At 64.5% G+C, this 5134-nt stretch carries 5 protein-coding genes; 3 read left to right on the top strand and 2 right to left on the bottom strand.

Annotated features, from left to right (window positions below; all coding sequences use genetic code 11):
- The 3 genes from BP858_RS11235 to BP858_RS11225 all read left to right on the top strand — a co-directional run.
- Nucleotides 1-840 (top strand): thiamine pyrophosphate-dependent enzyme (locus BP858_RS11235; protein ID WP_286879515.1); only part of this gene is annotated, 840 nt, incomplete at its 5' end.
- The gene (locus tag BP858_RS11230; protein ID WP_286879514.1) at nt 837-1436 is read left to right on the top strand and encodes an indolepyruvate oxidoreductase subunit beta; all 600 of its coding nucleotides are present in this window, start codon (nt 837-839) and stop codon (nt 1434-1436) included. The genes BP858_RS11235 and BP858_RS11230, both read left to right, overlap by 4 nt.
- A 352-nt stretch (nt 1437-1788) precedes the next feature.
- Nucleotides 1789-3156, top strand: coding sequence for a small ribosomal subunit Rsm22 family protein (locus BP858_RS11225; protein WP_286879513.1), 1368 nt, complete (start codon nt 1789-1791; stop codon nt 3154-3156).
- A 55-nt stretch (nt 3157-3211) separates the two neighbouring features.
- On the opposite strand, the gene BP858_RS11220 is transcribed toward BP858_RS11225, so the two are convergent.
- Together BP858_RS11220 and BP858_RS11215 are read right to left on the bottom strand one after the other, a co-directional pair.
- A complete protein-coding gene (locus BP858_RS11220) occupies nt 3212-3487 on the bottom strand; it encodes a hypothetical protein (protein ID WP_014866755.1) in 276 nt (91 codons plus the stop codon).
- A 269-nt stretch (nt 3488-3756) separates the two neighbouring features.
- On the bottom strand, nt 3757-4740 hold the full coding sequence (locus BP858_RS11215) for a hypothetical protein (RefSeq protein WP_074175229.1): 984 nt from the start codon (nt 4738-4740) through the stop codon (nt 3757-3759).
- Between the last annotated feature and the right edge of the window lie 394 nt (nt 4741-5134).

The raw sequence follows: 5134 nt of genomic DNA, 5'->3' as shown, positions 1-5134 counted from the left end.
GAGGGGGAGTTCACCCCGGCAACCGTCGCCGCCGCCCTCGACGAAGCAGGAATTACCCCAACCGTGGTATTCCCACAGGCCGCTCCGGTCCAGGGAGTCCCGCCCCGGCCGCCGATCCTCTGTGCCGGGTGCATGCACCGGCCGACGTTCTACGCGATGAAGAAGGTCTTCCGCGATGGCATCTTCCCGAGCGACATCGGGTGCTACACCCTCGGCCTCCAGCTCGGTGCGGTGGACACCACCATCTGCATGGGGGCCTCGATCACCGTCGGGAGCGGCATCGCCCGGTCGGGGGAGGAGCATCCCGTGGTCTCGACCATCGGCGACTCGACGTTCCTGCACACGGGGATGCCAGGGCTCTTAAACGCCGTCTACAACGGTGCTGACATGGTCGTCGTCATCCTCGACAACCGGATCACCGCCATGACCGGCCACCAGCCAAACCCCAACACCGGGGTGACGGCCACAGGCGTCGAGAGCACCCCGATATCGCTCGAGGCACTCTGCCGGGCATGCGGGGTCTCCTGGGTTGAGACGGTCGACCCCTACGACCTCCCGGTGCTCCTCGACACCTTCCGCCGGGCAAAGGAGCGCACAGGCGTTCGGGTCATCATCTCAAAGCAGCCCTGCGTCATCACCGCACGACGGAGCGGGATCCGGCGCAAGGTCTACGAGGTTGACCTTGACCGGTGCACCGGTTGCGGTGTCTGCCGGTCGTTCGGCTGCCCGGCGATCGCGTTCGCCGAAAAGAACGCGACGATCACCGACCTCTGCGCCGGATGTGGCGTCTGCGCAGACATCTGTCCATCGGGGGCCATCGGTATGGAGGGACGGCAATGAAACCCTCGTTTGATATCCTGATCGTCGGGATCGGGGGCCAGGGAACGGTGCTTGCCTCAAACGTTCTCGGCGAGGCATGCATCATCGAGAACCGGACCGTCCGGAGTGCCGAGACCCATGGAATGGCACAGCGCGGCGGGTCGGTCGAGAGCCATGTCCGGATCGACGGGAAGCACGGTTCCCTGATCGTGCCGGGAACGGCCGATCTCCTGATCGCCTTCGACCTCCTCGAAGCGCTCCGCTACCGCCACTACCTCCCGGCCGGGGGAAGGCTCGTGGTGAACCGGCACCTGGTCGTCCCCACATCGGTCTACCAGCAGGGCCTTGCGGTGCCGGATGAGGAGAGCATCCTCGCCGCACTCTCAGACCTCGACGTCGCCTGCATCGACGCTGCAGAACTTGCGGAGGAGGCGGGGAGCAGCCTCTCGCAGAACATCGTTATGCTCGGGGCCGCCTCCGGCGACATACCCCTCAGGCCGGAGACGCTCGAAGAAGCGGTGCGGCGGTGCGTCCCGCCAAAGACCGTCGAAGTCAACGCGAAAGCCTTCAGGCTCGGGCGGGCGGCGGCGGGGGAGCGGGGTGCGCCTGCACCCTGAACGAGAGGCTCCGCCACCCATCATCGATTTTTACCAGACAGGGCGGAGGTCTATTGGAACATTTTATCCAAGATCGTCCATGAAGACCTCCCTGGGGTGGCGACCGGGAGGCCCCCTTACTCTGTTCCACCGTGCCCCCGGGGGCGATTCCCACCACGGTCCACTGCCCGGGGCTCGCCCGGGAAATGGGTCGCTTTCATGCATACAACCTCTCGCTCTGCCCCATGAATTCTCCCGCGGAAGCACGCGCAAGACCGGCGATCACTCCAACGCACCCTCACGTTAAGGTGAAATGGTACACTATGGCGCCCCCGGAACCTGTATAAACCATCCTGTAAGAAGCTGGTACACCATGAGCGAGCGGGATAGAGTTGTAGAACAGGAGCCCCTTGCGGGCGATGACTATCTGATCAGTGATGCCGGGCGCGAGCGGCAACTCGCGTTCTTCCGGAACCCGGAGGTCCCCGATTACATCCAGCGGCTCGTGGAGGGCTACATCGAGAGAAAGACCACCAAGGCATGGGACGACCCAGTCGTCCTCGACCGGATGCGGAACGCCATCCTCGTCCAGAAGAGCCGGTACTGGAAAGGACAGCAGGTGAGCTACCGGAAGGCCTACCAGGTCCTCGGCTACCTCGCCTACCACGCGCCCGTATACCTGGTGCAGTTTGAGCATATCCTCTGGCAGATCATCGATCAGGGGCTCGCAAAGCCCCACATGCGTATCCTGGACGTCGGAACCGGGCCGGGAGTCGTGCCGCTCGCCGTCATCGACCTCCTTGCGAGGGTGGGGGCCGGCTCGGCCGAGGTCTATGCCATTGAACGCTCTGAGGAACATTTTGAAGCCTACAACGCCCTGGTCCCGGCCGCCGCCGCGGCACAGGGCGATGCCGTGCGGGTGGAAAAACCCATCCGCGATGATATCAGGGCACTCGTGGTGGAAGACCTGCCCGACCGGATCGACCTTATGGTCTTCTCAAACGTCTTGAACGAGCTCCGCGACATGGCGATCGAGGAGCGTGCCGACCTCGTCGCCCGTCTCGCCGACCGCCTCGCGCCCGACGGGACGATCGTCGTCGTGGAACCGGCAGACCTCGAGAACGCAACCGCCATGCGCCAGACCGTTCGCGCGATCGTGGACCGGGGGCTCACCATCTACAGCCCCTGTTCGTTCATATGGGGCACCGCCTGCAACCCCGAGCGATGCTGGACCTTCGAGCAGAAGAACAACATCCGGCCGACCCGGCTGATGGAGCGACTTGCAGAGGGAGGGGACGCCTACCGGTTCATCAACGTCGATATCAAGTACTCCTCCGCACTCCTGCGGAAGGATGGAAAGACACAGCACGCCTACCGGGTGCCTTCCGGGGCGAAGTTCGCCCGCTTCTCCCACCTCCACCGGCACCGTGACAGAACGATCAACGTCGTCGCCGCGCTGATGTCGGGGAACCTTGGTGATGACCGGACGAAGGTCTACAAGGTCTGCGACGGGACAGCCGCCAACCCGGTCTACGCCGTGATCCCGGCGACCCTCCGGGGCCCGAACCGCGACATCTTCGAGGGGCTTGCCTACGGCGATATCGTGGAGTTCTCGAGGGTCCTCGTCAAGTTCAACCGGGACCACAACGCATACAACCTGGTGATCCTGCCCCGGACCAGGATCGAGCCGATAAGGGGTTCGGAGGGGCAGGATGCGGGGACAGGAGCCAGGAGCACCTGAACCCGTGCGAACCCCTGCGGTCTGCCTCCTCACCAACTGGAAGGAATGCCAGCCGTCACTCATCTGCGGTGGTGAGGAGGTAGTCGATCCACCCTGTCCCTGAACAGTTGCGGCAGGGAATGCTCCGGAAGGCCGCGTTTGGGACCGGGTCCACCCCGGTGCCGCCACAGAAGGGGCAGGGGCGTGGTGGTCGCCAGACCAGCAGGGTTCCGGCGCCCCTGCAGGCACGGCATGCGCCGCCGGGGTGGCGTAGGTGGATGGTGTTGTTGATACCGGTGCCCCCGCACCAGCGGCAGGGGCAGGGGGAGGCGTTCAGTTCCTGAGGGGTCATCTAAGATGAGGATAGGACGTCCTGCCAGAAAACACCCGAAGCTTCTGCATCAGGTTTTGAGGATGAAGAGGGAAGAAGCACACTGGCAACCGACTGCCACCGGCGATCCCCGTGACTGCCCCCCCTGGGAGGGGAAAGTATTGCTGGCAACGGTGAACGGGGCGGTAACCGAGGGCTGCAGGTATCCCTGGCCCTTCTCCTGGCCATCACCCCGTGGGGGCGGGCGTGGGGTTAACAGGCCCCCATCCATTGTCCCTCATGAAACTGGATTATGCCGCCTCCCCGCCCGCGCCGAACGGCCAGGCGTCCCTGAGCGCGTAGAGCAGCCCACCGTAGCCAAGGCTGACCGCGATGACCCCAACGATGCTTCCAAGCAGCGGGATGAAGAGGAGGATCTGCAGGATCACAAATCCGAGGACGAACACCCAGGTCGGCCCGGGCTTCCACCCCGCCCGGGAGGCGATGACGTCCCCGAGGGCGTATGCGACAAAGAGCGACGAAAGCATCAGGGCGGCGATGAAGAGCAGTCCCCCGACAAGCGCGATGGGGAGACCGACGATGGTGACGGCGATGATGAGGAGGACGATCGCCGATACGATGATCGCAAAGAACCCGACGACCGTCAGGATGATCGGGCTCCTCTCGACCTGCCGGACCACCGCCACAAACGGAGCGGGGAAGGCCCTGACGAGGATGAGCCCGAGGATCAGGAACCCGATGGCGGCGAGGACCGAGAAGAGGCCGGGCAACGGCAGCGCCGGCTCCTGCACCTCCTCAAACGTCACGTTCCCGGCCGTGCCGGTGTTGTTGAAGGTGTTCGCTGAGACGGTAAGATTCTGCAGGATCGATCCCTCGTTTGTGACGTCCCCGGCACTGATCATAGCGTCGCGCCTGATGACGGCGTCTTTCCCGATCCTGACCGTGGCCCCGGTGATGAGAACGTTCGTCGCGTTTCCGTTCACCTCGATATCGCCCCCTGCGGCGAGCACCTTCCCGCCGACGTCGCCGTTGATGATCAGGGCGCCCCCCGCGGCTATGACGTCGCCCCGGACCGGCGCATTCACCGTCACACTGCCCCCGGCGACCGTCAGGCTGTCAACCGGGGCGCCGACAGTCACGGACCCTCCCGACGCGATCACGTCATCAGGGATGGGAGCGTCAATCACGGGCTGGTCCCCGCTCACGAACGTGAGCGCCTGCACTCCGGACGGGATGAGCAGCAGGCCAAGGATGATCACTGCCAGATGCTTCATGGGAGGGGGAGAGATCGCGCCCCCTCAAAAAGGTTCGTGCGGTGGAGAGCCAAACCGGGGGAATGGTCTCAACGACAGCCCGGGCATATCGGGGCCGACGCGCCGCATGATGAACATCTAGTGCGAACCGGTCGGGCTCTCAGCGATTGCCCCCCGACAAGGATCAAGACCGTTTCCCGAGGGGATGGACGATTGACCGCAGACCGACCAATAGTGCCCGAAAACGACGTTCGTCTCCTGAATTGGAGACGGTACCCTCGCGAATCTCCATACTGAACGTTAGCGCGTATGGGGGAAGACCTCTCCCCAAGACAAAGCCGTCTCCGCCCGGACAGGGTTTTCCCCGGGTATCGCCACACACTGCCCCCGCCCCTGGGGGCGGGGGAGGAGGCCG

The sequence above is a fragment of the Methanoculleus sp. UBA413 genome (assembly GCF_002502935.1).
Lineage (GTDB): Archaea > Halobacteriota > Methanomicrobia > Methanomicrobiales > Methanoculleaceae > Methanoculleus > Methanoculleus bourgensis.
The sequence above is the reverse complement of the archived record's forward strand: the minus strand, read 5'-3'. Positions and strand labels throughout refer to the sequence as shown.

Bases quoted from the DNA above. Each gene is read 5' to 3' on its own strand.
- BP858_RS11215 (WP_074175229.1), bottom strand. From the start codon at position 4,740: ATGAAGCATCTGGCAGTGATCATCCTTGGCCTGCTGCTCATCCCGTCC.
- BP858_RS11230 (WP_286879514.1), top strand. From the start codon at position 837: ATGAAACCCTCGTTTGATATCCTGATCGTCGGGATCGGGGGCCAGGGA.
- BP858_RS11220 (WP_014866755.1), bottom strand. From the start codon at position 3,487: ATGACCCCTCAGGAACTGAACGCCTCCCCCTGCCCCTGCCGCTGGTGC.
- BP858_RS11225 (WP_286879513.1), top strand. From the start codon at position 1,789: ATGAGCGAGCGGGATAGAGTTGTAGAACAGGAGCCCCTTGCGGGCGAT.